The sequence below is a fragment of the Pseudoxanthomonas suwonensis genome (assembly GCF_010093235.1).
Lineage (GTDB): Bacteria > Pseudomonadota > Gammaproteobacteria > Xanthomonadales > Xanthomonadaceae > Pseudoxanthomonas > Pseudoxanthomonas suwonensis.
Genome location: NZ_PDWP01000018.1, coordinates 65,167 through 92,042, shown reverse-complemented (window position 1 = coordinate 92,042; position 26,876 = coordinate 65,167). Strand labels below are relative to the sequence as shown.

22 protein-coding genes are annotated in these 26,876 nt (G+C 71.9%); 10 read left to right on the top strand and 12 right to left on the bottom strand.

The window, feature by feature from the left end; genetic code table 11:
* Positions 1-275 precede the first annotated feature (275 nt).
* From CSC68_RS10375 to CSC68_RS10355, 5 genes are read left to right on the top strand one after another with little or no spacing between them, the layout of a single operon-like run.
* Entirely contained in the window at positions 276-1,655 is a 1,380-nt protein-coding gene (locus CSC68_RS10375; protein ID WP_162203476.1) for a sulfotransferase family protein, read from the top strand.
* Between the two features lie 53 nt (positions 1,656-1,708).
* Complete coding sequence (locus CSC68_RS10370) at positions 1,709-2,377, top strand: TIGR02466 family protein (RefSeq protein ID WP_162203475.1); 669 nt, start codon at positions 1,709-1,711, stop codon at positions 2,375-2,377.
* Between the two features lie 10 nt (positions 2,378-2,387).
* A complete protein-coding gene (locus CSC68_RS10365; RefSeq protein ID WP_162203474.1) occupies positions 2,388-3,359 on the top strand; it encodes a class I SAM-dependent methyltransferase in 972 nt (323 codons plus the stop codon).
* Positions 3,352-5,295 carry an O-linked N-acetylglucosamine transferase, SPINDLY family protein gene (locus CSC68_RS10360; RefSeq protein ID WP_162203473.1) on the top strand — a complete coding sequence of 648 codons (1,944 nt, stop codon included), beginning with the start codon at positions 3,352-3,354 and terminating at the stop codon, positions 5,293-5,295. The genes CSC68_RS10365 and CSC68_RS10360 overlap by 8 nt, the downstream gene beginning before the upstream one ends.
* Entirely contained in the window at positions 5,292-6,584 is a 1,293-nt protein-coding gene (locus CSC68_RS10355) for a tetratricopeptide repeat protein (protein ID WP_162203472.1), read from the top strand. The genes CSC68_RS10360 and CSC68_RS10355 overlap by 4 nt, the downstream gene beginning before the upstream one ends.
* Positions 6,585-6,611: 27 nt before the next feature.
* Here CSC68_RS10355 and CSC68_RS10350 read toward each other — a convergent pair whose 3' ends face one another.
* The 6 genes from CSC68_RS10350 to CSC68_RS10325 all read right to left on the bottom strand — a co-directional run bounded on the left by CSC68_RS10350 (position 6,612) and on the right by CSC68_RS10325 (position 13,090).
* Complete coding sequence (locus tag CSC68_RS10350) at positions 6,612-7,844, bottom strand: ABC transporter permease (protein ID WP_162203471.1); 1,233 nt, start codon at positions 7,842-7,844, stop codon at positions 6,612-6,614.
* Positions 7,844-8,578, bottom strand: coding sequence for an ABC transporter ATP-binding protein (locus CSC68_RS10345; RefSeq protein WP_162203470.1), 735 nt, complete (start codon positions 8,576-8,578; stop codon positions 7,844-7,846). The genes CSC68_RS10350 and CSC68_RS10345 overlap by 1 nt, the downstream gene beginning before the upstream one ends.
* Positions 8,575-10,098 (bottom strand): efflux RND transporter periplasmic adaptor subunit, encoded by a 1,524-nt coding sequence (locus CSC68_RS16045; protein ID WP_162203469.1) that lies wholly within the window; start codon positions 10,096-10,098, stop codon positions 8,575-8,577. The genes CSC68_RS10345 and CSC68_RS16045 overlap by 4 nt, the downstream gene beginning before the upstream one ends.
* Positions 10,099-10,173: 75 nt before the next feature.
* Positions 10,174-11,511 (bottom strand): sensor histidine kinase, encoded by a 1,338-nt coding sequence (locus CSC68_RS10335; RefSeq protein WP_246193531.1) that lies wholly within the window; start codon positions 11,509-11,511, stop codon positions 10,174-10,176.
* Positions 11,512-11,665: 154 nt separating this feature from the next.
* Complete coding sequence (locus CSC68_RS10330) at positions 11,666-12,382, bottom strand: response regulator transcription factor (RefSeq protein WP_013534421.1); 717 nt, start codon at positions 12,380-12,382, stop codon at positions 11,666-11,668.
* An 84-nt stretch (positions 12,383-12,466) separates the two neighbouring features.
* Entirely contained in the window at positions 12,467-13,090 is a 624-nt protein-coding gene (locus CSC68_RS10325) for an arylesterase (RefSeq protein WP_162203467.1), read from the bottom strand.
* Between CSC68_RS10325 and CSC68_RS10320 the strand changes: the two genes are divergently transcribed.
* The 3 genes from CSC68_RS10320 to CSC68_RS10310 all read left to right on the top strand — a co-directional run bounded on the left by CSC68_RS10320 (position 13,089) and on the right by CSC68_RS10310 (position 16,778).
* Entirely contained in the window at positions 13,089-13,844 is a 756-nt protein-coding gene (locus CSC68_RS10320) for an ABC transporter ATP-binding protein (RefSeq protein WP_246193528.1), read from the top strand. The genes CSC68_RS10325 and CSC68_RS10320 overlap by 2 nt on opposite strands.
* Positions 13,841-16,327 carry an ABC transporter permease gene (locus tag CSC68_RS10315; protein ID WP_162203466.1) on the top strand — a complete coding sequence of 829 codons (2,487 nt, stop codon included), beginning with the start codon at positions 13,841-13,843 and terminating at the stop codon, positions 16,325-16,327. The genes CSC68_RS10320 and CSC68_RS10315 overlap by 4 nt, the downstream gene beginning before the upstream one ends.
* A gap of 76 nt (positions 16,328-16,403) precedes the next feature.
* Entirely contained in the window at positions 16,404-16,778 is a 375-nt protein-coding gene (locus tag CSC68_RS10310) for a DMT family protein (RefSeq protein ID WP_162203465.1), read from the top strand.
* Positions 16,779-16,794: 16 nt separating this feature from the next.
* Here CSC68_RS10310 and CSC68_RS10305 read toward each other — a convergent pair whose 3' ends face one another.
* The 6 genes from CSC68_RS10305 to gap form a co-directional block, all read right to left on the bottom strand.
* Complete coding sequence (locus CSC68_RS10305; RefSeq protein ID WP_162203464.1) at positions 16,795-17,118, bottom strand: YnfA family protein; 324 nt, start codon at positions 17,116-17,118, stop codon at positions 16,795-16,797.
* Positions 17,115-17,939 (bottom strand): nucleoside triphosphate pyrophosphohydrolase, encoded by an 825-nt coding sequence (gene mazG, locus CSC68_RS10300; protein ID WP_162203490.1) that lies wholly within the window; start codon positions 17,937-17,939, stop codon positions 17,115-17,117. Before mazG ends, CSC68_RS10305 begins: the two co-directional genes overlap by 4 nt.
* A gap of 572 nt (positions 17,940-18,511) precedes the next feature.
* A complete protein-coding gene (locus tag CSC68_RS10295; protein WP_162203463.1) occupies positions 18,512-19,687 on the bottom strand; it encodes a phosphoglycerate kinase in 1,176 nt (391 codons plus the stop codon).
* Between the two features lie 98 nt (positions 19,688-19,785).
* A complete protein-coding gene (locus CSC68_RS10290) occupies positions 19,786-21,165 on the bottom strand; it encodes a DUF3999 domain-containing protein (RefSeq protein WP_162203462.1) in 1,380 nt (459 codons plus the stop codon).
* The gene (locus CSC68_RS10285) at positions 21,162-23,822 is read right to left on the bottom strand and encodes a DUF2339 domain-containing protein (RefSeq protein WP_170296350.1); all 2,661 of its coding nucleotides are present in this window, start codon (positions 23,820-23,822) and stop codon (positions 21,162-21,164) included. Before CSC68_RS10285 ends, CSC68_RS10290 begins: the two co-directional genes overlap by 4 nt.
* 285 nt (positions 23,823-24,107) lie before the next feature.
* The gene (gene gap, locus CSC68_RS10280) at positions 24,108-25,112 is read right to left on the bottom strand and encodes a type I glyceraldehyde-3-phosphate dehydrogenase (protein ID WP_162203461.1); all 1,005 of its coding nucleotides are present in this window, start codon (positions 25,110-25,112) and stop codon (positions 24,108-24,110) included.
* 184 nt (positions 25,113-25,296) lie between these two features.
* Here gap and CSC68_RS10275 point away from each other — a divergent pair, with 184 nt between their 5' ends.
* The gene (locus tag CSC68_RS10275) at positions 25,297-25,917 is read left to right on the top strand and encodes an OmpW/AlkL family protein (protein WP_162203460.1); all 621 of its coding nucleotides are present in this window, start codon (positions 25,297-25,299) and stop codon (positions 25,915-25,917) included.
* Between the two features lie 65 nt (positions 25,918-25,982).
* Positions 25,983-26,834 carry a S1/P1 nuclease gene (locus CSC68_RS10270; RefSeq protein WP_246193527.1) on the top strand — a complete coding sequence of 284 codons (852 nt, stop codon included), beginning with the start codon at positions 25,983-25,985 and terminating at the stop codon, positions 26,832-26,834.
* Positions 26,835-26,876: the final 42 nt, after the last annotated feature.

The window sequence follows — 26,876 nt, the reverse complement described above, 5'->3', positions numbered from 1 at the left end:
CGGGCTGGCCGCAGCCGCTGCAGCAACGCCGCACGCCCTCCTGCGGATCAAGCTCGATCACCAGCCAGCGTTGGCCGCCGCGCGGCTCGCGATGCCAGCGGCTTACGCCATATCCCGCCCAGCCTCCCAGCGGAGACATACAATCCAACTCGGCCACGGCCGGCCCCAGTTTGTTGCTTCGACACCAGCAAGTCTGCCGGGTCGGCCGTGTGCCTCTCTCCCCTTAGTTGGGAGAAGAACCTTTTTTTTGCCCCACGCACGGCCACGGAGCCCCGATGTCCGAAGGCATCACCGTCGCCTGGCACCCGCATCCGGATGCCCGGCTCGAAGCTGCGATCGCCGGCGCCGGCGTACGCGACCTGCATGGCCTGCTGCGCCACCCCGCCGTGCGCGTGGACCGTTACGCCCACCTGCGCGTGCTCGACCGGCTCCATGCCCTGGCGCCCGACGATCCGGCGGTCCGCGCCGGCTGGGTCCAGTCCATGCTCCTGTCCAATCGCCCTGCCCCGGTCTGGGAAGTGGCGCGGCACTGGCCGTACGCGGACCCTGCGCTGGATCCGGCCTGGACGCTGATGGCGGCGCAGGTCGCCCAGGTGATGGGCCATTCCGACGAGGCGCGCGCGCGCTACCGCCACTTGCTCCGGACGTACCGGGACATGGTCGACGCCTGGCAGAAGTACATGGACTTCGAGGAGGCGGCGCGCCTTGGCGACGAGGACATCGCCCGCGTCGAGGCCCTCCACCGCGAGGCTGCCGATCCCTACGTGCGCGAGAAGGCCGCGTTCGCGCTGGCGGGCTGGCATGCGCGCCAGTCCCCTGGCCGCGCCTTCCTGCTGGCCGCCGAGGCGCACGGGCTCAAGCGCGCGCGGCTCGGCCCCTGGGATGCGGCGCAGTCCGAACGGCGCATGGAGCTGGACCGCCAGCGCCAGCCGCTGCCCGCGGGCGAAGGCCCGGCGCCGCGCCCGCTGTTCGTGGTGGGCCTGCCGCGCAGCGGGACCACCCTGCTCACCCGCATCCTTGGTTCGCACAGCGGCGTCGCCGGCCTGGGCGAACAGAACCTCATCCCCAGCCTTGCCGGCACCGCGTGCCGCGACCCGGGCGAATGCAACCCGCAGCTGGCCGCATTCGTCCAGGCCTGGTACCGCGCCGCCACCGGCGACCTTGCCGCCGGCGCGCGGATGGTCGTGGACAAGCTGCCGGCCAACATCGAGTACGTCGGCCTGATCCTGTCGATGTTCCCCGATGCGCTGGTCGTCCACCTGGAGCGCGAACTGGCCGACTGCGCCATGTCCATCCACCTGCGCGACTTCGAGTTCGGCTGCCTCTACGCCGACGACCCGGCCGACCTCGCCACCTACGCCGCGCAGGTGCGCACCCAGGCCCTGCACTGGCGCCAGGCCGCGCCCGACAGGGTGTTCCCGCTGCGCTACGAGGCGCTGGTGGAAGACCCGCAGGCGGCCCTGGCGCCGCTGCTTGCAGCCGCCGGGCTGGACTGGGAACCCGGCATGCTCGCCTTCTGGCAGCGCGGCGAGCAGATCGCCACCTTCAGCGAGGCGCAGGTGCGCCGCCCGCTGAACGACCGCAGCATCGGCGCGTGGCGCCGCTTCCTGCCCGAGGCCGCTACCCACCTGCGCACGCTGGGCGTGGCGGTCTGAGCGACCGGCCGCCGTGGCATCATGCCCGGCGTGCTCCACAGGGGATCCGCTCCATGCCGCCGCAGGACTTCCGCGCTTCGATCCATCCGCTCTACGCCGTGCCGCTGCTCGAGGCGCACATGCCCGACGCCGCCCGCGTCAACAGGGAACTGGCCGAACTGTTCCTGGCCCTGGAGGCCGAGGGCGACCGCCACCGCGACCCGACGCCGCGCGACACCCAGAACGGGCTGTTCGAGAGCAACTTCTACCTGCACCAGCGCCAGGAGCCGGCGGTCCGGGAACTGTTCGCCTTCATCGACCAGGCGCTGTACATGCTGGTCCAGTCGCTCAACGGCTACAGCGACGCGCAGATGGCGAACATCGAACTGGAGATGCATTCCTGGTTCCACGTCACCCGCACCAACGGCTTCCAGGGCCTGCATGACCACCCGAACGCCAGCTGGTCGGCGATCTACTGCGTGGACCCGGGCGATCCGGGCCCGGCCTACAGCGGCGCGGTCCGCTTCCACGATCCGCGCGTGGCCGCCAGCATGCACCGCGACCCGGGCAACGAGAACATGCAGGTGCCCTACCGCCTGAGCAGCTGGCAGCTCAACCACAAGGCCGGCCAGCTGATCGCATTCCCCTCCTACCTGCTGCACGAGGTGTTCCCGTATGCCGGGCAGCGCCCGCGCATCATCGTCGCGCTCAACTCATGGTGCCGTTGGAAGGCGGCCCGCTGAGGATGCGCGGATGACCCGGGAGGACGCCGCCGCGCCATGGTCGCGCCTGTGGAAGGCCGGCGTGCTGCATTCCTGCGCCACCGGCATCCAAGGCAACTACGACGGCGCGATCCGCGCGTTCTGGGAGCGCCAGTTCGACGCCCTGGACGATGGCGCGCGGGTGGTTGACCTGGGCACCGGCAACGGACCGCTGCTGCTGCTGGCGCGCGAGCGCGCGGCAGCGCGCGGCGTCGGCCTGGAGCTGCACGGCGTGGACCTGGCCGACATCGATCCCGTGCACGCCATCGTCGACGGCGAGCGCCTGTACGCAGGCATCCGCTTCCACCCGCGCACCTCCGCCTGCGAGTTGCCGTTCGCCGACGGCGAGGTCGACATGCTCTGCTCGCAGTTCGGCTTCGAGTACGCGCCACGCGAGCAGGCGGTCGCGGAACTGCTGCGGGTGGCGCGGCCGCGCGCGCGGATCGCGCTGGTGGTGCACAGCGACGACTCGATCGTCGCCAGGGTATCGGTGGAGCAGCGCAAGGGCTGCGCCTTCCTGCGCGCCAGCCCGGTGATCGAACACGCGCGCGCGCTGGTGCCGGTCCTGTACCGGGCGGCGCAGGCCAGGCGTGCCGGAACGGCGCCGCCGGACGGCGAGGCCCGGCGCCTGGCCTTCAACCAGGCGGCACAGGCCCTGCTCGAGGCGATCGACGCGATGCCCGGGGCCCAGGTCCTGCGCAACACGGCGCAGCAGATCCGCGCCGCACTGGAACACGCAGCGCGCGCGCCCGAGCAGGCCGACGCCCTGCTCGCGCGGCTGCACGAAAGCCTGCAGGACGAGGACCTGCGCCTGGGCCACCTGCAGGACGCACTGCTTGGCGCCGGCGAACTGGAGGCGCTCGCCGCGCGCCTGCGGGAGCATGGATACGCAACCACGCACGCGGCACTGGAGCAGCGGCCAGGAGTGAAGATCGGCTGGTCGCTGGAGGCCGTGCGTGGCTGAGCTGGCGCAGGCCCGCCAGTGGCACCGGCAGGGCGACCTGGCGCGCGCGATCGAGGCCTACCGCATCGCACTCCGGGCTTCCCCGGAGGACGTGGCCGCCTGGCACGACTATGCGGTGGCGCTGTTGCAGGCCGGTCGCGCCGGCGAGGCAGCCGGCGCGCTGCAGGAGGCGCTGCGTATCGCCCCGGGCCATCCGGACCTGCTGCTGGCCATGGCCCAGGCACGGCAGCGTGCCGGCCAGCACGCCGGGGCGCTGGAAAGCGCGATCGCCGCCGCCGACGCCGCACCGGACAATCCGCTGGCCTGGCTGCTACGCGGGCGACTGGAGGCGCTGGCCGGCGCCGGCGCGGCGGAGGCATCCCTGCGCCGGGCGGTGGCGCTGGAACCCCGACTGGACGAAGCGTGGCATTACCTGGGCGAGGTGCTGCAACGCCAGGGCCGCTGGGACGAGGCCGCCCAGGCCTACCGCCAGGCCATGCGCAGCCAGCCAGGCGAGGTGATGAACATCGGCATCTGCGCCGAGCAGGCCGGGCACTGGGAACAGGCCCGGCAGGCCTATCGCAGCATGTGCGGGCTGTACCCGGAGCGGCGCGACTGCCTGGCGCGCCTGGCGCGGATCGAGGCCATGCTGTGCGACTTTCCCGCCGCCTCCGCCAGCACCGCGCGACTGGCCGCGCTGCTCGCCAGCGGTCCCGCGCATCCGGAGGACTGCGCCGAACCGTTCGCGCTGGCCCACCTGGAGGTTCCCGACGCCCTGCGCGTCCAGGCCACGCGGCACTACGTGCAGAGGATCCTGCGCCGGGCGCCAGTCCCGCTGCCGCCGGCTGCGGCCACGCCGGGACCACGCCTGCGGATCGGCTACCTGGGCGCCGATTTCGGCCGGCACGCCGTCGGCCTGCTGCTGCGCGGCCTGTTCGCGGCCCACGACCGCAACCGCTTCGAGGTCCTCGGTTACTCGCTGCGTCGCCATGACGATCAGGTCGCAGCGGCCCTCGCCGCGGAGTTCGACGTGTTCCGCGATCTCCATGGTGCGCCGGTGGCCGACATCGCGCGCCGCATCCGCGACGACGGGGTCGACGTGCTCATCGACCTCGGCGGCTACACCGGCGGGGCCCGGCCCGAGGTGCTGGCGATGCGTCCGGCGCCGGTGCAGCTGGGCTGGCTGGGGTTCATCGACGGGCACGAGGCGCCCTGGCTGGACGGCCTGCTGCTGGACCGCCACGTGCAGCCGGACGACGCGCCGTGGCCGTGGTCGGACCGGATCCTGCGCCTGCCGGGCCTGCTGTTCCCCTGCGGACCGATGCCTGCCGGAAAGCCCGACCGCACGCGCTTCGGACTGCCGGAAGGCGTGCCGCTGCTGGCCAGCTTCAACAACAGCTACAAGCTCGACGCGGAACTGGTCGAGGCGTGGATCCGGACCCTCGCCCGTGTCCCGCAGGCGCACCTGGCCGTGTACCTGCCGCCGGAGGCGCGACCGCATTTCCTGCGCGCCTGGCAGGCGGGCGGCGGCGATCCGCTGCGCCTGCACGTCCTCGACCACGTGCCGTTCGAGGCACAGGCCGACCGGGCCGCGAGCTGCGACCTGTTCCTGGACGCGTTCCGCTACCAGGCCGGCGCGACCGCGATGTCCTGCGTGGCCGCCGGCCTGCCGGTGCTGGGACGCGAGGGGCATGGCACCCTGGCCCGGCTCGGGACCGGCATCAACCGCTTCCTCGGCCTGGACGAACTGGTGTGCGCCGACACCGCCCAGTACATTGACCGCGCCGCGGCCCTGGCCAGCGAGCCCGCACGGCTGGCCGCGCTGCGCGCGCGCATGCGCGAGGCCGCCTCCGCGACCGGCCTGTTCGATCCGCGCCGTGCAGCGGCCGCGATCGAATCGGTCATCGACGGCCTGCCGGCCATGCGCGCATCCGCTCCCATGGCAACCGACCGATGAGCCACGACATCCGCGCCCTGCACGAACACGTCGAATCCTGCGCCCGCGCCGGCGACGTCTCCGGCTCGCTGCCGCGGCTGGACGAGGCCATCGCCGCCGAACCACAACGCGCGGACCTGCGCTTCCTGCGCGCCCGCGTGCTGCTGGCGCTGCAGCGCCCCGCTCCCGCGCTGGCCGACCTGGACCAGCTGCTGGCGGTCGACCCGGCCGCCGATCCCGCCCGCTTCCAGCGCGCGCTGACCCTGGCCGGCCTGGAACGCCTGGGCGAGGCGCTGGAGGATTTCCTGGAACTGTCGCGCCGGCGTCCGGAAAAGGTCGAGTCCTGGGCCAACGCCGGGATGATCCTGCTGCGCATGGAACGCTACGCCGAGGCGATCCCGCACCTGCGCCGCGCCGCGCAGATGAGTCCGGCGAACATGCAGCTGCGGCGCAGCCTGGCCAACGCGCTGTCCGGCAACGGCGCCCTCGCCGAGGCGATGCCCCTGTTCGAATCCGTCGTGCGTGCGACGCCGCGCGATCCCGCCGCGCTGACCGACTACGCCATGGCGCTGATGTCCGCGGGCAGGCCGCGCGATGCGCACGCGCAGCTGCTGGCGGCGCTGCGGGTCGACCCCACCGACCAGACCGCGCTGGCGGGCCTGTACCTCAGCGGCAACGAACTCGGCATGGGCGAGCTGGTGGACCAGCTGATGGATTACCCGCGCCTGCTGTCACCGATCCCCCGCCCCGAGGGCATCGCGCTGGACCGCGAGGCGCTGCGCGAAGCCGTGCTGGCGCACCCGGGCCTGGTCTGGCAGCCGGCCGGCCGCTCGACCTGGCAGGGGCGGCAGAGCCCCATGCTGGACCTGTCGCCGGGCTCGCCCTTCGCGGACTTCGGCGCGATGGTGCGGCACGTGGTGGACGAGCGCCTGGCCGCCGTGCGCGCCGATCCGGCGTTGCGCGGGCATCCGTGGACCCGGACGCTGCCGACCCGCTGGCGCCTGCAGGCCTGGTGCACCGTGCTGGAATCCGGCGGCCGGCAGACGCCGCACATCCATCCGGCGGGACGGCTCAGCGGGGTGTACTACCTCGACACCGGCGATGCGCCCGGGCCCGGCGCGGGCACGCTCACCTTCGGCCATGCCCCGGACAGCGTCGCCATGAGCGCGGCGCCGCGCCAGTTCGCATTGCCCCCGCGCGAGGACTGGATCTGCTGCTTCCCGTCCTACTTCTTCCACCACACCGAACCGTTCCAGGGCACGACGCGGCCGCGCATAAGCCTGGCCTTCGACGTGATGCCCGCGGGCTGACGCCGGCCGGGCCGGCGCCAGCGGGCGTCACTGCCGCAGCGCCTCGATCGGATCCAGCTGCGAGGCCTTGCGCGCCGGGTAGTAGCCGAAGAACAGGCCGGTGGCCACCGAGAACGCCGCGGCCAGGGTGATGACCTTGCCGTTGAGCTGGATCGGTAGGTCGGTGTTGAAGTGCCCGACCAGCAGCGCGCCGGAGATGCCGAACAGGATGCCCAGCAGGCCGCCGCCCAGCGACAGCAGCATGGCCTCGGCCAGGAACTGCCGGCGCACGTCGGAGGGACCTGCGCCCACGGCAAGGCGCAGGCCGATTTCCTTGATCCGCTCGGTGACCGACACCAGCATGATGTTCATGATGCCGATGCCGCCGACGATCAGCGAAATCGTCGCCACCGCGCCGAGCAGCCACGACATCTGCCGGGTGGTCTCGTTGCGGGTCGCCACCAGCTGCGACACGTTGCGCACCTGGAAGTCGTCCGGCGCGCCCGGGTCGATGCGGTGGCGCTGGCGCAGCAGCGATTCCACCTCGCCCTGCACGTAGGCCAGGTCGTCCGGATGCGACACCGTCAGCGAGATGTCCATCAGCGCGCCCGGCGGCAGGCCCATCGCACCCATCAGGCGGCGGCGCGCGGTGTCCAGCGGCACCATCACCACGTCGTCCTGGTCGCGGCCGAAGCCGCTCATGCCCTTGGGCTTGAGGGTGCCGACCACGGTGAAGTTGGTGCGGCCAATGCGCACCGTCTCGCCGATGCCGGTATCGGCGCCGAACAGCTCGCGGCGCACGGTCTCGCCGAGGATCACCACCTTGTCGCCGGCGAAGTGCTGCGGCTCGAACGCCGAACCGCTGGCGATCTGCCAGCCGTTGATCTGCAGGAAGTCCGGCTGGATGCCCTGCCAGCTGGTCGACCAGTTGGTCTCCGCGTACACGATCTGGCTGCTGCCTCGCAGCGAGCCGGACACCAGCTGCACCTCGGGGATCTCCTCGCGGATGGCCTCGGCATCGCCTTCGGTGAGGGTGTAGTAGCTGCTGGCGCTCATGCGCACGCCGCCCATGCTGCGCTGGACCTGCGGGCCGATGTCGAGCTTCTGCGCGCCGAGGCCCGCGAGCTGGCGTTCGATCTCCGCCTGGGTGCCCTGCCCTACCGAGACCATCACGATCACCGCGGCAATGCCGATGATCACGCCCAGCGAGGTCAGCGCGCTGCGCATCCAGTTGCCGCGCAGGGCGAAGATCGCCGTGCGCAGGATGTCCAGGAAACCCATCAGGCCACCTCCTCGTGCGTGGCCTCGTGCAGCTGGCCGTCGCGCATCACGCAGATGCGGTCGGCGTGGCGTGCCACGTGGGCGTCATGGGTGATCAGGACCACGGTGTGGCCCTCGTCGCGCAGGCGCTTGAACAGGGCCAGGATCTCCTCGCCGGTGCGGCTGTCCAGGGCGCCGGTCGGCTCGTCCGCCAGCAGCACCGGCGGGTTGTTGATCAGCGCGCGGGCGATCGCCACGCGCTGCTGCTGGCCGCCGGACAGTTCGTTCGGGCGATGATCGACGCGGGCGCCCAGGCCGACGGCCTCCAGCGCCGCGCGTGCACGCTCGCGGCGCTCAGCCGGCGGCACGCGGGCATAGCCCAGCGGCATGGCCACGTTGTCCAGCGCGCTCATCCGCGGCAGCAGGTGGAAGCCCTGGAACACGAAACCGATCTTCTCCCTGCGCAGGGTCGCCAGTTCCTCGGCGTCGAGGGTGGACACGTCCACGCCGTCGCACAGGTAGCGCCCGCCACTGGGCGTGTCCAGACAGCCGATCAGGTTCATCAGCGTGGACTTGCCCGAGCCCGAAGGCCCCATGATCGCGATGAACTCGCCGGGCATCACCACCAGGTCGACATCGCGCAGGGCGACGACCTCGGCCTCGGTGCCCGGCGAATACACCTTGCGCAGGCCCTCGGTCTGGATCACCGGCGTGGCCGCGGCAGCGGCCGCCACCGTCGCGGTCGCGGTGCTCATCGCGCGGCCGCCCGTTCGCCGGTCACCAGCAGGTCGCCTTCCTTGAGGTTGCCTGCGATCTCGGTGCTGCTGCCGTCAGTGGCGCCGACCCTGACCAGCACCGGCACCGGCTTGCCGGCCTCCAGGCGGTAGACGGTGGCGCGGCGCGCACCGGCGAGGTTGGCCAGCTCGCGCTCGACCGCCTGGCGCTGGGTGTCGTCCAGGGTGGCGAAGAAGCCGGCGAAATCCTGCTGGTAACGCTCGAGCATGCGCTGGCGCATCTGCCCGGCGGCGTTGCCGCCGCCCTGGCCGCCACCGCTCCTCATCATCGGCGGACCACCGGCGCCGGCGCGCTGCTGCGGCGTTGCCTGGCGCGACGCCTCCGCCGCCCTGCGCATTTCCTCCTGGCGCTGGCGCGCGGCGGCCAGGTCGGTCTCGAACGCCGCCTTCTGCCCGGGGGCCAGGTCCATGCCGGCGACGAACGCGGCCAGGTCCTCGAGCATGCCGGCGCCTCGCGGGCCCTGCCCGGGCGCAGCGGTCGCCGGCTGGTTCGCGGGCTTGTAGCGCAGCGCTGCGTTGGAGACCTTCAGCACGTCGTCGCGACGGCTGACCTCGATCTCGGCGTTGACGGTCAGGCCCGGCAGCAGGGTGCCGTCGCTGTTGTCCACGCTCACCACCACCGGGTAGGTCACCACGTTGTTGGTGGTGGTCGCCGCCAGGCGCACCTGCTGCACCTGCCCGCGGAACTGGCGGTCGGGGAAGGCGTCGACGGTGAAGGACACCCGCTGGCCCGGCTTGACCTGGCCGATGTCGGCCTCGTCGACGGACAGCTCGATCTTCATCTGCGCCAGGTCCTCGGCGATGGTGAACAGCTCCGGCGCCTGCAGGCTGGCGGCCACGGTCTGGCCGGGCTCGATGCTGCGGGTCAGGACCACGCCGTTGACCGGCGAGCGGATCACCGTGCGGTCGAGGTTGACCCGGGTGGTCTCGGTCGAGGCGGCCTGCTGGCGGATCTGGGCCTGGGCCGAGGCGACCTGGGCGCGGGCCTGGTCCAGCGCGGCCTTGGCCAGGTCGACGTCGCTGCGGGCGATCAGCTGGCGGTCGACCAGGGCGGCCTTGCGCTGGTAGTCGGCCTCGGCATTGGCCAGGGCCGCCTGGGCCTGGCGCAGGCTGGCCTGGGCACTGGCGATCTGGGCGTTGCCCTGGGCGATCTGGGCCTCGTAGCTCTTGGGATCGATCCGCGCCAGGACCTGGCCTTCGGTGACGCGGTCGTTGTAGTCGACCAGCACCTCCAGCACCTGGCCGGAGATCTGGCTGCCGACGCTCACGGTCGAGGTCGCGCTGAGGGTACCGGTGGAGGAAATCGCCACGCGGATGTTGCCGCGCTCGACCGGGGCCGTGCGCCAGGCGCCTTCGGCGTCGCGGCTGCCCGCGCCCCCCCAGTACCAGGCGACGCCCCCGAGGAGGGCCAGGACGACCACGCCCCCGGCGAGGGGCAGCCAGCGGGGACGACGGGAATTCGGACGCGGGGTTCGGCTCATGTGCGCAGGAATGGGAAACCTGTCCTGATTAACGCACGGCCGGGACGGCGGTTGACCGCCGCCTGCGAAAAACGTTCAGCCCTGGGGCTGTTCCGCCTCGCCCTGCGGACGGAGCACCCCGTCGTCCGGGTCCTGCCCGATGGGCGAGAAGCGGATGCGGGCGGTGGTACCGCTGTCCAGGGTACTTTCCAGCTCGATGCTCCACCCGAACCGCTCGCACAGCCGGCGCACGATCGACAGACCCAGGCCGGTACCGACCGGGTATTCCGGGCGGGCGCGGTAGAACGGCTCGAAGGCCCGCGCCAGCGCCTCGGCGGACATGCCGATGCCAGTGTCGCGCACCTGGACCAGGCCCTCGTGCACGGTGACCTCGACCAGGCCGCGGTCGGTATAGCTGCAGGCGTTGCGCAGCAGGTTGCCGAGCACCACGTGCAGCACGCGCGGCGGGGCGTAGATCCGCGGCGCACCCTCGCAGGCCACCTGCAGCTCGACCGGCTTGTCGCCCAGCAGGGTGCGCGCCTTGACCGCCTCCTCGTGGACCACGTCGCACACGTCGAACCATTCGCTCTGCGGCACCACGTCCGGTTCGCGGGCCAGGATCAGGAAGGCGTCGACCACCGCCTCCATGTCGCGGCCGGCGCGCTGGATCCGGCGCAGGCTGCGCGCCAGGCGCGGCTCCAGCGCCTCGTCGGCCAGGGCCATGTCGCTGGCTACCCGGATCACGGTCAGCGGCGTGCGCAGCTCGTGGCTGGCGTCGCGGGTGAAGTTGCGTTCCCGGGTCAGCTGCGCTTCCACCCGCTCGCCGAGGGCGTGCAGCGCCCCGGCCAGTTGCCTGGCCTCGCCCTGCATGTCCGCCGGCAGGCGGTCTGGTGCCAGCGCCGCGATGTCGGGCTTGCGCGGATCCCAACGCGAGACCTGGCGCGCCAGCCAGGCGACCGGCGACACCAGGCGCTTGGACGACTTGTAGGTGAGCCAGGTCGCACCATAGATGGCCAGCAACGTGAACATCGCCGGCAGGACCGCGAACCACCATGCCAGGCGTTCGGAATGTTCGCGCAGCAGGGCCACGTACAGCGTGCCCTCGGGACGGCGGTCGACCCAGACCATCTGCCCTTCGGCCCTGAGCTCGTGGAAACCCGGCTCCAGCTTCCGCAGGTGCGCGGGCACGCCCTCGGCGGACTGCCCCGGCTCGACCAGGTAGGCGCGCAGCGCATAGGTATTGGGCGGACGCTGCGTGGGCGAGGATTCGCGCAGTTCCCAGAAATGGCTTGCTTCCTCCTGCAGCGAACTGCGGACGAAGCTGTACTTGAACAGCGTGCCCACTGCGAAGAAGGCGATGACGATCGCGAGGCTCGCCATCACCACCTGCAGGATGAAGGCAATGCGGATCTTGCGGGGAAGGCCGTGGGGCATGGGAGGCGTCAGCAGGAAACGGCGCGAGTGTAGGCCCGCGCGCATCGCTGCTCCGTGATTGCGCGGAGCAGCTCCCCCGGTCCCTCGATCCGGGCGGCCGGACAGCCGGCCGCCGTCGTTCGTTCCATTCCCCCTGTATCCCTTTCGTTGGCCGTCAGGCCGTGACCGGCTGGGCGATGTCCGCCACGCGGTAGCCCGCACTCTGTACGGTGTGCAGCAGCGGGCGGTCGAACGGCTTGTCGATCACCTTGCGCAGGTTGTAGAGATGGCTGCGCAGCGTGTCCGAATCGGGCAGGCTGTTGCCCCAGATCTCGCGCTCGATCTCCTGGCGGCTGACGACCCGCGGCGACTCGCGCATCAGGATGGTCAGCAGCTTCAGTCCGATCGGCGACAGCTGCAGCTCGGTGCCGCCGCGGGTCACGCGCATGCTGACCGGGTCGAGCACCAGGTCGGCCACGGTGAGCACCTCGGAACCGACCTGGCGGCGCTCGCGGCGGATCAGCGCGCGCAGGCGGGCTTCCAGTTCCTGGATGGCGAACGGCTTGGTGAGGTAGTCGTCTGCGCCGTGGCCCAGGCCGGTGAGCTTGTCGTCCAGCGTGTCGCGCGCGGTAAGCATCAGCACCGGCGTGGACTTGCGCGCATCGCTGCGCAGGCGGCGGCAGACTTCGATGCCGTCCAGCCGCGGGAGCATCAGGTCCAGCACGACGGCGTCGTAGCTGTTCTCCGCGGCGAGGCGGTAGCCGTCCAGGCCGTCGGCCGCGTAGTCGACCTCGAAGCCCCGGCTTTCCAGATATTCCCCGATCATCTCGGAAATGTTGCGATTGTCCTCGACAACCAGCACAAGCCCTGAGGTTTCTTTGCCCTGACGCATGTTTCGGATGCTCCGTGAGGGGTTTTCAGCTTTGTGAAACATGCCGTACCCCCGGTAGATTTGGCGTGAAGGCTTACCGGATCCTTACAACAGCGGCTCCAGCGCCGGCCAGACGTTGTCCAGCAGCCGCGGCTGGGCCGCGGCGGTCGGGTGGATGCCGTCGCCCTGCATCAGCCCCGCATCCAGCGCCACGCCCTCGAGGAAGAAAGGCACGAGGGCGGCGCCATGTCGCCGCGCCAGCTCGCGGTAGGTGCGCCGCAGGCGCTCGCGGTAGGCCGGCCCGTAGTTGGGCGGAACGTCTATCCCCAGCAGCAGGACGCGGGCCCCGGAGGCCGCACCCAGCTCCACCATGCGCTCCAGGTTGGCCTCCAGCTGGGCCGGGGCCAGTCCGCGCAGGGCATCGTTGCCACCAAGCTCGATCACCAGCACCGAAGGGCGGTGTTTTTCCAGCAGGGCCGGCAGCCGGGTCAGGGCCCCGGCGCTGGTCTCGCCACTGATGCTGGCATTGACCACGCCACGGGACAGTGACGGCTCGGCCCGCAACCTGCGCTCCAGCAGGCTGACCCAGCCAGTGCCTCTGGGTATGTTGTGCTCTGCGCTGAGGCTGTCGCCGACCACCAGCACCGGACCTTTGGCACGGGCCTGGGGCGCCGCGGCCAGCGAACCTGACAGCAGCAACGCAGCCACCAGGGCGAGCAGCCGGCCCATGGCGATCCCTGTCCCGAACTTGCGCATTCCGGAGCCTCCCATCGATACCCAGAGCACCCACAGCATAGCCACCGCCATCGAGGTCCGCGGCGTGGGCAAGTCCGCGGCCGGCCCCGAGGGCGAGGTCCGCATTCTCGACAGCGTCGACCTGACCGTGGCTGAAGGCGACAGCGTGGCCATCGTCGGCGCCTCCGGCTCGGGCAAGACCACCCTGCTCGGCCTGCTGGCCGGCCTGGACCTGCCCACCACCGGCAGCATCAGCCTGGCCGGCCAGCGCCTGGAGCAGCTGGACGAGGAGGCACGTGCGGCGCTGCGCGCGCGCGAGGTCGGCTTCGTGTTCCAGAGCTTCCACCTGCTGCCCTCGCTGACCGCGGAAGAGAACGTGGCCCTGCCACTGGAGCTGGCCGGGCGCGAGGACCCGGCGCGGGTGGCCGAAGTGCTGGCCGCGGTCGGCCTGGAGCACCGGCGCCGGCACCACCCACGCCAGCTGTCCGGCGGCGAGCAGCAGCGCGTGGCGCTGGCGCGCGCCTTCGTCGCCCGGCCGCGGATCCTGTTTGCCGACGAGCCCACCGGCAACCTCGACCAGGCCACCGGCCAGCACGTCAGCCAGCTGCTGTTCGAGCTCAACCGCAGCAACGGCACCACCCTGGTGATGGTCACCCACGACCTGGCCCTGGCCCGGCGCTGCCACCACGTGTACCGGCTGGACCGCGGCCGCCTGGTGCGGCTCGAGGACGGCGGGGAAGGCGCATGAACGTGCTGCGCCATGCGGCGCGCTCGCTGCGCCGCGAGTTCTCCGGCGGCGACCTGCTGACACTGTTCGCCGCCCTGGTCCTGGGCGTAGCGGCGATGACCGCGGTCGGCACCCTGGTCGACCGCGTGACCCTGGCGCTGGCCTCCAGCGCGGCCGAGGTGGTCGGCGGCGACCTGGGCGTGCAGGCGCGCGCAGAGCCGCCGGCGGAGTTCGCCGACGAGGCGCGCTCGCGCGGGCTGGCGGTCGCCCGCCTGGTGACCTTCCCCAGCGTGCTGTTCCACGGCGAATCCAGCCAGATGGCCACGGTCAAGGGCGTGGACGGCGCGCATCCGTTGCGCGGGCGGCTGCGCGTGGCGACCGACGCGGCCGGACTGCAGGCCGCCGATTCGGGCGGTCCGCCGCCGGGCGAGGCCTATGCCGACCCGCGCGTGCTTGCCGGGCTGGGCGTGACGGTGGGCGACGCCATCGAGCTGGGATCCAGCCAGGTGCGCATCACCCGCGTGCTGCTGTCCGAACCCGATGCCTCGGGCGGGCTGATGGAGATGGCGCCGCCGCTGCTGGTGCACCGCGACGACGTCGAGGCCGCCGGCCTGCTGGGCCCGGGCAGCCGCGCCGGCTACCGGATGATGTTCGCAGGCCCGCCGGAGGCGATCCAGGGCATGCGCGAATGGCTGCAGCCGCGGCTGCAGGCCGGCCAGCGTCTGGTTGGCGTGGAGGACGCGCAGCAGGGCCTGCGCAATGCATTCGACCGCGCCGGCCGCTTCCTTGCCCTGGCCGCGCTGCTGGCGGTGCTGCTGGCCAGCGTGGCCACCGCGCTGGCCGCCAACCGCTTCGCGCTGCGCCGGGTAGACGCCGTGGCGATCCTGCGCTGCCTCGGCGCGCGCCAGCGCGACATCCTCGCTTCGCTCGCCCTGCAGCTGGTGCTGCTGGCGATCCCGGCCTGCGTGCTGGGGGTTGGCCTGGGCATGCTGGCCCAGGTCGCCCTGGTCGAGGCGCTGGGCAGCCTGGTGCCCGCGCGCCTGCCCCTGCCACAAGCCACGCCGATGCTGGCCGGCGCCGGCATCGGCCTGCTGATCCTGCTCGGCTTCGGCCTGCCGCCGCTGCTGCGCCTGCGCGGGGTGCCGCCGATGCGCGTGCTCAACCGCAGCTTCGCCGCGCTGCCGGCTACTTCCCTGCTGGCCTACCTGGCGGCGCTGGCAGCCACCGTCGCGCTGGCCGTGTACGCCACCGGGGACGTGCAGCTGGCCGCCTGGGTGCTGGGCGGGCTGGCGGTGCTGGCGCTGGTCGCGGCTACCGCGGGCGCGAGCCTGCTGTGGCTGCTGGGCCGCCTGCAGTCGCGCCTGCACGGCCCGTGGCGGCTTGGGCTGGCCGCGCTGGCGCGACGCCGCGGCCTGGCCGTGGTGCAGCTGGTGGGCCTGTCGCTGTCGCTGTGCGCGCTGCTGCTGCTGGCGGTGGTCGGTCCCGGCCTGCTCGGACAGTGGCGGGAGCGCCTGCCGCCGGATACGCCCAACCACTTCCTGCTCAACGTGCAGCGCGACCAGGCCGAAGCGGTGGAACAGGCGCTGCGTGGAATGGGCGTGGCCGATCCGGACCTCCAGCCGTTCGGCACCGGGCGCCTGGTGGCGATCAATGGCAAGCCGCCACAGCGGACCGTGGTGGACGAACGCGACGACGGCAACGACGCCGACCGCCCGGTGAACTTCTCCTGGCGCCATGGCTTCCCGCCGGCCAATACGCTGCTGGAAGGCAGGTTCTGGAGCGAGACCAGCGACGCCGCCGAGGCCTCGATCGAACAAGGCTGGGCCGGCCGCTACGGCATCGGCCTGGGCGACAGCCTGACCCTGCAGCTGGGCGAACAGGAACGCACGTTCACCGTCACCAGCATCCGCAAGGCCGACTGGGATTCGTTCCGGGTCAACTTCTTCGTGCTGCTCAATGCAGGCGCGGTGGGCGATGCGCCGTACAACCTGATCTCCAGCTTCCACCTGCCCTCCGGCCGCACCGCGGCACTGGCGCCGGTCGTGCGCGAATTCCCGAACGTCTCGGTGCTGGAGATCGATGCACTGCTGGAGCGGGTACGCGAGGTGATCGAACGCGTGGCCCAGGCGGTGCAGCTGGTGATGGGCTTCAGCCTGGCCGCGGGCGTGCTGGTGCTGCTGGCGGCGCTGCAGGCCACGGCCGGCGAGCGTCGCTACGACAGCGCGGTGCTGCGTACCCTCGGTGCGCGCCATGGCCAGCTGCGCGGCGCGGTGCTGGTGGAGTTCGGCGCGCTGGGCCTGGCCGCGGCGCTGCTGGCGGTATCGGCCGCCGCGGTGATCGGCGTGCTGGTCTCGCGCCAGCTGTTCGAGCTGGCGCTGTCGCCACCGTGGCCCGCGCTGCTGGCCGGTGGCGCCATCGGCATCGTGCTGAGCCTGCTTGCCGGCTGGTCCGGCACCCGCGCCATCCTGCGCACGCCGCCGATGCTCGCTTTGCGCCAGGCCTGATGGCGCCCGCCGCGGCCCGCCCGGGCCGCGGCGGTGGATTATCCTGCGCGCCTCATCCCTGCCCTGCGGCCCGACGATGCCCGCCCTGCCCCTGTCGAACTACCTCCTGCCGGTGCTGTTGCTGCTGGCCAGCAACGTGTTCATGACCTTCGCCTGGTACGGCCACCTCAAGTACAAGAGCGCACCGCTGTTCATGGCGATCGTGGTCAGCTGGGGCATCGCCTTCTTCGAGTACAGCCTGATGGTTCCGGCCAACCGGATGGGCAGCGGCGTGTACTCGGTGGTCCAGCTCAAGACCATCCAGGAAATCATCACCCTGGTGGTGTTCGCCGGCTTCTCGGCCTGGTACCTGGGCCAGCCGCTGAAGTGGAACCACTACGCGGCCTTCGCCCTGATCGTGGGCGCGGCCTTCCTGATGTTCTACGACGGCGGCAGCGCGGCCTCGCACTGAACCGCATGCGGCGCGCTCAGGCCTGCCTGGGCGCGAACATGATCACGGCCATCCCGGCCAGGCACAGCCCCACGCCAAGCAGGTCCCAGCGGGTGGGGCGCACGCCGTCCACCGCCCACAGCCAGGCCAGCGCGGTGCCGATGTAGACGCCGCCATAGGCGGCATACACCCGACCGGTCGCGGTCGGGTGCAGGGTCAGCAGCCAGGCGAACCCCGCCAGGCTCAATGCCGCCGGCAGCAGCAGCCAGGCGCTGCCATGGTTGCGCAGCCATGACCACACCAGCCAGCAGCCGAGGATCTCGGCGATGGCGGTGGCCACGAACAGCGCGAAGGTGATCACGCCGCCCCCGCGCCCTCGCGTTCGGCCTGCTTGGCCTGCTGCCACAGCGCTTCCTGCTGCTCCAGCGAAAGCGTCGGCAGCGGCGTGCCCGCGGCCTCGGCCAGCGCTTCCATCGCGCGGAAGCGGCGTTCGAACTTGTGGTTCGCGCGTCGCAGCGCGGCGCCCGGATCGACCTTTGCGTGGCGGGCGACATTGGCGGCCACGAACAGCAGGTCACCGATCTCGTCCTCCAAGCGATCGCGGTTGGCGGCCACGTCGCCGCGTGCGAACTCGGCGCGCACCTCGGCGATCTCCTCCTGCAGCTTCTCCAGCACCGGCTCCGGATCCGGCCAGTCGAAGCCGGTGCGCGCGGCGCGCGACTGCAGCTTCACCGCCCGCTGCCATTCCGGCAGGCCGCGGGAGATGCCGGCCAGCGCCGAGGCATCCTGCTCGCCGGCGGCAGCGCGTTCGGCGCGCTTGATCGCCTCCCAGTTGACGGTCTGCTCCTCGGCATCGGCGAAGCTGGCCTCGCCGAACACGTGCGGGTGCCGGCGCACCATCTTGTCGCTGATCGCGGTGGCCACGTCGTCGAACGCGAACGCGCCCTGCTCGGCCGCCATCTGCGCATGGAACACCACCTGCAGCAGCAGGTCGCCCAGCTCGTCCTTCAACGCGGCCAGGTCCTTGCGGTCGATTGCGTCGGCGACCTCGTACGCCTCCTCGATGGTGTACGGGGCGATGGTGGAGAAGTCCTGCTCCAGGTCCCAGGGACAACCGCCCTGCGGGTCGCGCAGGCGGGCCATGATCGCCAGCAGGCGGTCGATCGGTCGTTCGGTAGGCATGGCGCGAACTCTAGCAGGGAACCTGGCCGGCTCCAGCTCCAGCAACAGCAACAGCAACAGCAACAGCAAGAGCAAGAGCAAGGGCGCTGGCTTCGGAGGGGGCCGCCGCATCCGCGCATGCCGGTGCACCGCGCGGACGGACGTCCTGTCCGTACGCACGGCCGTGGCACGTCCATGTGCCACTTGCCCCGGCATGCGCGGATACGGCGTCCCCGGTTAGCGTCAGGTCGGCCAGCTTCGTTGACGCCCACAGACAAGCTCCGCAGGCTGGCGAGACCGTAGCCGCCATGGCCGGGAGTGACCGGGCCAAGCCCCCCCCCGAAGCGCCAGCAGGATCTGCCAGGCGGGCAGGCCGTGGCCGCGGCCCTGGATGGCCGCGGTAGCGAGTGCGCGCATGGACGTGCGCCCGGGCGGCCACCGCATGCCTGGCCTGTCGCGGCGCCGTCCGAAGCTACACGCCCGGAGAACGCATTCGGCGGGAGCAGCGGATAAAAAGTCCGTGCGCAAAAGGAAAAGCCGGCGCCTTCGCGGCGCCGGCTTCCGGTCACAGTGGGCGCTGGGTCGCGCCAGGCTCAGCCGCCGCGCGCCTCCAGCGCGGCCACCGCCGGCAGGGTCTTGCCCTCCAGGAACTCGAGGAAGGCACCGCCGCCGGTGGAGATGTAGCTGACCTGCTTCTCGATGCCGTACTTGTCGACCGCGGCCAGGGTGTCGCCGCCGCCGGCGATGGAGAACGCCCTGGACTCGGCGATGGCGCGGGCCAGGGTCTCGGTGCCCTTGCCGAAGGCATCGAACTCGAACACGCCCACCGGGCCGTTCCAGACCACGGTGCCGGCGGCCTTGATCAGCCCTGCGTACTGCGCGGCGGTCTGCGGGCCGATGTCCAGGATCATGTCCTCGGCGCCGACCTGGTCGACCGGCTTGACCGTGGCCGGCGCGTCGGCGGCGAAGGCCGGGGCCACCACCACGTCCACCGGCAGCGGGATCTGCGCACCGCGCGCCTGGGCATCGGCGGCGATCTTCTTCGCCGTGTCCAGCAGGTCGGCCTCGTACAGCGACTTGCCGCCGTTGTAGCCGGCCGCGGCGATGAAGGTGTTGGCGATGCCGCCGCCGACGATCAGCTGGTCGACCTTGCCGACCAGGTTGGTCAGCAGCTCCAGCTTGGTCGAGACCTTGCTGCCGGCGACGATGGCCAGCAGCGGGCGCGCCGGGCTGGCCAGCGCCTTGTCCAGCGCGTCCAGCTCGGCCATCAGCAGCGGACCGCCGGCGGCGACCGGGGCGAAACGGATCACGCCGTGGGTCGAGGCCTGGGCGCGGTGCGCGGTGCCGAAGGCATCCATGACGAACACGTCGCACAGAGCGGCGTACTTCTTCGCCAGCGCTTCGTCGTCCTTGCCCTCGCCGACGTTCATGCGGCAGTTCTCCAGCAGCACGACCTGGCCAGGCTTGACCTCGACGCCGTCGACCCAGTCCTTCACCAGCGGCACGTCCACGCCGAGCAGCTCGGACAGGCGCGCGGCCACCGGCGCCAGCGAATCGGCCTCGCTCCACTGGCCTTCCTTCGGCCGGCCCAGGTGCGAGGTGACCATCACCGCGGCCCCCTTCTCCAGCGCCAGCTTGAGCGTCGGCACCGAGGCGGTGATGCGCTGCTCGGAGGTGATGCGACCGTTGTCGATCGGCACGTTGAGATCCTGGCGGATCAGCACGCGCTTGCCGGTCAGGTCGAGGTCGGTCATCCGGATGATCGTCATGCTCACGTCTCTGTGTGGGGGATCGGGATCGCGACGCCGGCCGGCGCGCGTGGTGCCAGCATTTTCCCGGCAGCGCGCGGCGCCGGCAAACCTGGCGCTCAGGAAGGCTGCCGGGGCGACCGCAGCAGGCTCATGCCCAGCAGGGCCACCAGCGCCGCACCGCCGACCAGCAGGGCCCACAGCAACCAGCTCTTCCAGTCGTGCTCGACCGCCGGCTCCAGCGCGCGGTCGCCGGCCAGCTCCCGTGCCTCATCGGCCAGGTAGGCCAGGGCCGGCTCCCAGTCCGGGCCACGCTGGGCGCGCACGGCCTCCAGCCGCGGACGGATCGGCGCCTCGGCGCGCTGCGCGCGGGCGCTGCCGGCGGCCAGCGCATACGGAGGCTCGCCCTGGGCGAGGAACCCCACGACCTCGGGACGGTAGCCCAGGCGCAGCACGGGGACGTCGTCGCCCACGGGGGTGTTCGGCACCAGGCGCCACTGGCGGTCGCGCACGGGAGCAGCCAGCGCGCGCGGCTCCGAGCGCGCGCCCGCGGCGTCGCCGCCCACCTGGTAGGCGACCCACGGTCCTGCGCGCCAGGTCCAGGAGGCGTCGTCCTCCTCGCGGCTGTGCAGGGTCCACTGCACGGCGCTGTTGCCCGGCAGGTGCACGTCGGCCCGCTCCACCGGGAACCGCCCAGGCAGGCGGAACTCGAAGCCCTCGCGCCCGCCCACGCTGCGGCGCTCGCCATGCAGCTCAAGCCATTCCCACTGCACCTGGGCCGGAGGCGGGGCCAGTTCCGCCGAGACCGCGGTCAGCACCGGTCCGGGCCCGGCGCGCAGCGGCAGCAGGCGCAGGTAGCGGGCCTGGCCATCGAGCGCGATCCGCCCCTGGCGCAGGCGCTCGCCGCCACGCTCCAGGTCCAGCAGGGTGGTGCTGCCGTTGAGCGTGCGCCAGCTGCGCAGGTCGTCGCTGCCTTCGACCCGGTAGCCGGCCTGCAGCGGCTGCGCGGGATCCTCCCACTCCAGCAGCAGCGCGCGCACCGGTTCGCGCACGCCGCTGGCATCGACCAGCCAACGCCCCGGACCGCCCGCGCTGGCGCGGGTGCCGATCCCGGCTTCGACCCGGCGGATGCTGCCGTCCGCATCGCGTTCGGCGATCAGATGGATGTCGCTGCCGCCCCCGCTGCCCTCCTGCGCCGGCAGCGGGAACCACGGCAGCTCCAGCGTGCGCGGCGCCTGCGCCAGCGGCTGGGCCGGCGACAGCACCGCGGCGGCCACCGGCTGGCCCTGGGCGTTGAACACCTCCACGTCGCGCAGGGCGCGGTCGTGGGCGCCCAGGTACACGGCCTGGTCCAGCACCACCCGGTAGGCGCCAGCGTCCTCCCGGGACAGCTGCAACGGCCATTCGCGGGCGTAGTCCTGTTCCGGTGCGGCCGCATGCGTCGCGACGGTGGCAAGCGCGGCCGAGAGGGCCAGTGCGTACAGCGAAACCTTGCTCATGCGTTCTCCACGTTGGCGGCCGTGCGCGGCGGCGCCGGGGCGAGGTAGCCCACGATCATGCACAGCACGCCATAGGCGATGAAAGACACGATGCCGGTCAGGTTGCCCAGGTGGCTGCGGTCCACGAGGACAAGCTTGGCCAGGACCACGCCCATCAGCACGGCGCCGGCCATCCACAGACCGCGCCGGCCATGGCGCGAGCCGAGTACCCACCCGAGCACGCCCAGCACGCTCCAGACCAGGGTCAGGCTGGTCTGGGCCAGGCCAGTACCGAGCAGGCGTGCGTTCCATGCGATGTCGCCCCAGTAATGCACGCTGCGCAGGGTGGATGCGCTCAGCAGCAGGAAGCCGCCGCCGGCGAGCACGACCGGACGCAGGTGCTCCAGGCCCCGTGCATATGGCGAACGCAGCCAGGCGGCCGCCAGCGCCAGCGCCGCCAGCTGCGCCAGCTCGGCCGGGTTGAGCAGCGGCAGCCACGGCAGCGGCGCGGGGGACAATGGCCGGTTGAGCATCACCAGCCAGATCGCGGCGACAACCGCGAACCCCAGCCACAGGACGGGCGTGCGCGCCGCGGCGGCAACCCCGCCATCGCGTGGCAGCGCCAGCCAGTTCCAGTGCGACAGGCCGAGCGTTACCAGTACCAGCCACGGCAGGACCGGCAGCGTGAACGCCCAGCCCTGGCCAAGGCCGGCCTCCAGCGCGATCCAGTAGCCTTCCACCGAGGCCAGCAGCGTCCCCAGCAGCCACCAGGCCAGTTGCGCCGCGGCGGCACTGCGACCGGCATCCAGGCGCAGGCAGGCCAGGCCGCGCACGCCCAGCGCACCGAAGACCAGCCATGCCAGCGCACCGAAGCGGCCGCCCAGCGGATGCTGGTGCGACTCCGCCTGCCAGAACAGCAGGGGCACGGCCAGCACGACGGCCGCAAGCAGGGTCTGCGCCAGCAGCGCGGCCGGACGGCGGCGATGCACCTCCGCCGCCAGCCAGCCGGTCGCGCCGGCCAGCACCAGTGCCAGGTCGGCGCGGAAAGCCGGATCGACGAAGCGCGAAATCTCGTGCGCGCAGTCGCCGGCCCACCACGCCATGCCCCACAGGTAGAACATCGCCGCCGGCACCGTCTGCCCGTGCGCGCGCGCCGCCCAGGCGCTGGCCAGGCCGGCGACCGCGACCAGCAGCATGCCCATGGCGGTGGGATTGAGCACCGGGCGCAGGTCCCCGTGCGCGTGGTCGTAGCCGAACAGCAGTGCCACCGCGGCGGCCAGCTGCAGGGCCACGCCACTGCCCTGTGGCAGCAGGCGCCCCCGGCGCAGGCCCAGCCACACCAGGCCTGCGCCTTCCAGCGCGAACACGCTGGCGGTGGCGCGCGCGCTCAGGCCCAGCGGCACCGCGAGGGTCGCGAAGCCGACCGCGAGCACCGCATGGGACTGGCCCAGCACCTCGTAGCCACGACGGCGCAGCAGCATCCACGCCAGCGCCGCGTACAGCGCAGCCAGGCCCAGCGCGCAGAACGCCAGCGGCAGGCCCTCGCCCTCCAGCAGCGCCGCCTGCAGCGAGAAGGCCACCAGCGGCGTGCCGAACACCAGGCAGCCGTCGACCAGGTCGCGCCTGCCTTCCGGCCTGCCCCGCGCGAACAGCAGCGGCACCAGCAGGTAGAACACGAAGAACAGCGCCAGGAACGGCTGGGTGCTGGCGTACTTCTCCGGCACGTAGGCGCTGGCGCCCCACAGGGTGCCGATGCCGAAGGTGAACACGAAGCCGAGCAGGTTGAGCAGCCGCCACGACCTGAACCAGGCGATCGCGACCACCGCCGCGTTGAGCAGCGCGTAGTAGGAGAACAGGGCGACGTGGTTGCCACTGCCGGTGGACAGCCAGATCGGCGCGAGGTAACCGGCCAGCAGCGCGAACGCGGCCAGGGCCTGCGAGTTCGGCAGCACCGCCAGCAGGGCGGCGCCGGCCACCAGCACCACGCTGAGGCCGAAGGCCGGACCGGCATCAAGCAGGTCGTACAGCTTGAACGCGGCAAACACCACCAGCAGCAGGGTTCCGACCGCCCCGCCCTGCACGCTCAGGGCGAATACCCGGTTGTGCTCGCGCCGGCGCCAGGCGAAGACCAGCGCGCCCACCGCGGCGGCCGCGATGCCGGCAAGGCGCAGCTCCAGCGGAACCTGGAACAGGCCCTGGTCACTGGCGTACTTGATCAGGGCCGCGACACCGGCCAGCGCCACCAGCACGCCGATCTTGACCGGCACGTTGCCGACGGTGAACCAGCGCTTCACCGTGCGCAGCACGACGTTCTCGGCGTTCGGCCGGCGCCGGGGTCCGGCCATACCCGGGGACATCGGCGTGGTGGCGCGCGCGGCCGGCAGTGGCGGCGGCATCGCGTCGCTGGCAGGCGCCTGCGCCACGGCGGCCGCGGGCGTCGCATCGACCGCCCGTGGGCGCACCGGCTCAGCCACGGCCGGTCCGGATGCCTGGGCCGGGGCTGGCCGGCCCGGAGCCGCGGCAGACGCTGGCGCGGCGGGGGCCTGCTGGAGCGCGTCCACGGCACGTTCCAGGTCCGCGACCCGGCGTTTCAGGCCGAGCACGGCCAACAGCAGCAGGACCAGTGCCACCGGCACCGCCAGCACGGCCAAGACCACCAGCATGATGATCGCTTCCAAGCGCCCCTCCCCCCCACGTCGTGGATCCGCCAGCCAACTCCCCCGGCCGCCCGCATGCTACCGGAGCGCGGGGCCCGGCCGGCGCTGGACTCCATGCATGCCATTCAGCTGCCGATCCGGATCGATCGCCGCCGCCCGGGGCCCGTACTGCACCGACCCGCCCTGGCCGGTCGAACGACCATCCGCGCCAGCGCGCCCGGCCGGACCTGCCGGCGCCCTGGCCCGCTCCGGCGCAAAGAAAAAGCCCCGGCATTGCCGGGGCTTTCCGTTCCGTGGCCGACGCTGTTACTTGGCGGCGACGACGCGGACCATCTCCAGGCACTTGTTGGAGTAGCCCCACTCGTTGTCGTACCAGGCCACCAGCTTGACGAACGTCGGGTCGAGCTGGATGCCGGCGTCGGCATCGAAGATCGAGGTGCGGGTGTCGCCGCGGAAGTCGGTGGCGACCACCTTGTCCTCGGTGTAGCCGAGGATGCCCTTCAGCGCGCCTTCGCTCTGCGCCTTGATCTCGGCCTTGATCTCCTCGTAGGTCGCCGGCTTCTCCAGCTCCGCGGTCAGGTCGACCACCGACACGTCCGAGGTCGGGACGCGGAACGACATGCCGGTCAGCTTCTTGTTCAGCGACGGGATCACCACGCCCACGGCCTTCGCCGCGCCGGTGCTGGACGGGATGATGTTCTCGAGGATGCCGCGGCCGCCGCGCCAGTCCTTGTTGGACGGGCCGTCGACGGTCTTCTGGGTCGCGGTGGCGGCGTGCACGGTGGTCATCAGGCCACGCTTGATGCCCCACTTGTCGTGGATCACCTTGGCCAGCGGCGCCAGGCAGTTGGTGGTGCAGCTGGCGTTGGAGATGATCGCCTGGCCGGCGTAGGTGTCGTGGTTGACGCCGAAGACGAACATCGGGGTGTCGTCCTTCGACGGGGCCGACAGGATCACCTTCTTCGCGCCGGCATCCAGGTGCTTCTGCGCGCTGGCCTTGTCCAGGAACAGGCCGGTGGACTCGATCACCACGTCGGCGCCGACCTCGTTCCACTTCAGGTTGGCCGGATCGCGCTCCTGGGTCAGGCGGATCTTCTTGCCATTGACCACCAGGGTGTTGCCCTCGACCTGCACGTCGCCCTTGAAGCGGCCGTGCACGGAGTCGTACTTGAGCATGTAGGCAAGGTAGTCGGGCTCGAGCAGGTCGTTGATCGCGACGATCTCGATGTCGTCGCCGAAGTTCTGCACGGCGGAACGCAGCACGTTGCGGCCGATGCGGCCGAAGCCATTGATGCCTACCTTGATCGCCATTCTGATGGACTCCTGACGCCGCGCCCGGGCGCGGCCCGTGGTGGATGAAGGGGGTGGATCGAACGGACGGCCATTCTAGCACCGGGCCCCGCAGGCCCCGTGGCCCCGGCTTGACTGGAATCAAGGCGGCCCCGCCGGGCCGGGCGGAGACTTTGCGCCACACCCAACACGCAGAGTGTTACCGATGAAACACAAGCTCCTCCCGCTGGTCGTCGCTTCCCTCGCCGCCCTCGCCGCCCCGGCCTTCGCCCAGTCCGCGGGCGACTGGACCCTCGGCGTCGGCCTGCACCAGGTCGCCCCGAAGTCCGACAACGGCAAGCTGGCCAACGGCACCCTGCCGCTGGACGTCGACAGCGACTTCAAGCCGAGCGTGACCTTCGAGTATTTCATCAAGGACAACCTGGGCATCGAGGTGCTGGGCGCGCTGCCGTTCAAGCACGACATCGCGATCAAGGGCGTGGGCAAGGTCGGCGAGACCAAGCACCTGCCGCCGACCATCGCGCTGCAGTACCACTTCAACAGCGCGGGCAAGGTCTCGCCGCTGCTGGGCGTGGGCATCAACTACACCACCTTCTTCAGCGAGGACACCACCGGCATCCTGTCCGGCAGCAAGCTGAAGCTGGACGACTCCTTCGGCCTGGCCGCGCACGCCGGCGTGGACTTCAAGGTCAGCGAGAAGGCTTCGCTGCGCGTCGACGTGCGCTGGGCCGACATCGACACCGACGTCAAGGTCGACGGCGCCAAGCTCGGCACCGCCAACATCGACCCGCTGGTGTACGGCGCCTCGTACGTCATGAAGTTCTGAGCCCGACAGGTTCCCTTGGCGGGGAAAGGCGGTGGTGCGGGACAGTCGGTTAAAGTTGACCGATGATGTCCCGCACCGCTTCCAACCGTCCGAACCGGGCCCGGCGCCGCCTCGCGTGGCTGCCGGGCCTTTTCCTGTCCATCGCCGTCGCCATGCCGGCACATGCATGGGGCCCGCTGGGCCACCGGCTCGTCGCACGCCTGGCCGAGGAAGGCCTTTCGCCCGCTACCCGTGCCGAGGTGGCGCGGCTGCTGCAGGGCGAGCAGGAGCCGACCCTGGCCGGCATCGCCAACTGGGCCGACAACCTGCGTGGCTCCGATCCCGCCCTGGGCCGCCGCTCGGCGCCGTGGCACTACGTCAACATCGCCGAGGCCGGCTGCCGCTACGAACGCGATGCGCACTGCCCCGACGGCGCCTGCGTCAACGAAGCGCTGGAAGCGCAGGCCCGCATCCTCGCCGACCGCACGCGCAGCGATGCCGAGCGCCTGCAGGCGCTGAAGTTCGTCGTGCACCTGGCAGGCGACGCCCACCAGCCGCTGCATGCCGGCAACCGCCACGACCGCGGCGGCAACGACTACCAGGTCAACTACCGCGGCAAGGGCACCAACCTGCATTCGCTGTGGGACAGCGGCCTGATGCGCACCCGCAACCTCGGCGAGGACGCCTGGCTGGAGCGCCTGCGCGCCCTGCCCGCGCCGAAGGTCGCCTCCATCGGCCGTCCGCCACGCGCCGGGTTCCCGGTGCCGTGGGTCGAGGAGTCCTGCCGCGCGTCCGTGGCGCCTGGCGTGTATCCGGAGGGCCACGTCATCGACGATGCCTACGTGGCGGCCCAGCTGCCGGTCCAGGAAACTCAGCTGCGCCTTGGCGCGGCACGCCTGGTCGAAGTGCTCGAGGCCACGCTGGGCGGGAAGCGGTGACGGAACCGGCCTGGGCTGCACGTCGACGCCGCTCCGCTTAGT

Coding starts and splice junctions, on each gene's coding strand:
- CSC68_RS10375 (WP_162203476.1), top strand. CDS start 276: ATGTCCGAAGGCATCACCGTCGCCTGGCACCCGCATCCGGATGCCCGG.
- CSC68_RS10370 (WP_162203475.1), top strand. CDS start 1,709: ATGCCGCCGCAGGACTTCCGCGCTTCGATCCATCCGCTCTACGCCGTG.
- CSC68_RS10365 (WP_162203474.1), top strand. CDS start 2,388: ATGACCCGGGAGGACGCCGCCGCGCCATGGTCGCGCCTGTGGAAGGCC.
- CSC68_RS10355 (WP_162203472.1), top strand. CDS start 5,292: ATGAGCCACGACATCCGCGCCCTGCACGAACACGTCGAATCCTGCGCC.
- CSC68_RS10350 (WP_162203471.1), bottom strand. CDS start 7,844: ATGGGTTTCCTGGACATCCTGCGCACGGCGATCTTCGCCCTGCGCGGC.
- CSC68_RS10345 (WP_162203470.1), bottom strand. CDS start 8,578: ATGAGCACCGCGACCGCGACGGTGGCGGCCGCTGCCGCGGCCACGCCG.
- CSC68_RS16045 (WP_162203469.1), bottom strand. CDS start 10,098: ATGAGCCGAACCCCGCGTCCGAATTCCCGTCGTCCCCGCTGGCTGCCC.
- CSC68_RS10335 (WP_246193531.1), bottom strand. CDS start 11,511: ATGCCCCACGGCCTTCCCCGCAAGATCCGCATTGCCTTCATCCTGCAG.
- CSC68_RS10330 (WP_013534421.1), bottom strand. CDS start 12,382: ATGCGTCAGGGCAAAGAAACCTCAGGGCTTGTGCTGGTTGTCGAGGAC.
- CSC68_RS10320 (WP_246193528.1), top strand. CDS start 13,089: ATGGCGATCCCTGTCCCGAACTTGCGCATTCCGGAGCCTCCCATCGAT.
- CSC68_RS10325 (WP_162203467.1), bottom strand. CDS start 13,090: ATGGGCCGGCTGCTCGCCCTGGTGGCTGCGTTGCTGCTGTCAGGTTCG.
- CSC68_RS10315 (WP_162203466.1), top strand. CDS start 13,841: ATGAACGTGCTGCGCCATGCGGCGCGCTCGCTGCGCCGCGAGTTCTCC.
- CSC68_RS10310 (WP_162203465.1), top strand. CDS start 16,404: ATGCCCGCCCTGCCCCTGTCGAACTACCTCCTGCCGGTGCTGTTGCTG.
- mazG (WP_162203490.1), bottom strand. CDS start 17,939: ATGCCTACCGAACGACCGATCGACCGCCTGCTGGCGATCATGGCCCGC.
- CSC68_RS10295 (WP_162203463.1), bottom strand. CDS start 19,687: ATGACGATCATCCGGATGACCGACCTCGACCTGACCGGCAAGCGCGTG.
- CSC68_RS10290 (WP_162203462.1), bottom strand. CDS start 21,165: ATGAGCAAGGTTTCGCTGTACGCACTGGCCCTCTCGGCCGCGCTTGCC.
- gap (WP_162203461.1), bottom strand. CDS start 25,112: ATGGCGATCAAGGTAGGCATCAATGGCTTCGGCCGCATCGGCCGCAAC.
- CSC68_RS10275 (WP_162203460.1), top strand. CDS start 25,297: ATGAAACACAAGCTCCTCCCGCTGGTCGTCGCTTCCCTCGCCGCCCTC.
- CSC68_RS10270 (WP_246193527.1), top strand. CDS start 25,983: ATGTCCCGCACCGCTTCCAACCGTCCGAACCGGGCCCGGCGCCGCCTC.